1 protein-coding gene is annotated in these 392 nt (G+C 43.9%); it reads right to left on the reverse strand.

Translation table 11 applies throughout. From position 1 onward, the window contains the following. A partial coding sequence (locus UC75_RS20480; RefSeq protein ID WP_228137139.1) for a M48 family metallopeptidase occupies nt 1-392 on the reverse strand: 392 nt, incomplete at both ends.

The raw sequence follows: 392 nt of genomic DNA on the forward strand, positions 1-392 counted from the left end.
GCAATATTTTTTTGTGAGGCTAAACTCTGTAGTTGGTTTTCGGTAGCCTGATTTGAAACTACCATTGTGTACCATTTTAAAATTTCAAAATCAGCATCATATATGCGATTTTTGACTTTAGGCATCTGGTTCGCACGAAGTCGGGCCTCACTCATGCGCTCAGTCGTTAATGGATGGGTCAGCCAGAAATCTGGTAAAAAACTTACCCGACTAGTCGCACGATGCATTGTTTCAAAATAGTCTGCCATACTTTGCGGGTTATAACCCGCTGCATACATATATTGCATACCAATACGGTCAGCTTCACGCTCCTGATTTCGACTGTATGTTAACTGGCTATCCATTAGGGCAGCCTGCGTTCCCAACATCACTGCTGCTCCTGCATCTCCACC

It is taken from the genome of Acinetobacter sp. V2 (assembly GCF_001188385.1).
GTDB lineage: Bacteria > Pseudomonadota > Gammaproteobacteria > Pseudomonadales > Moraxellaceae > Acinetobacter > Acinetobacter oleivorans.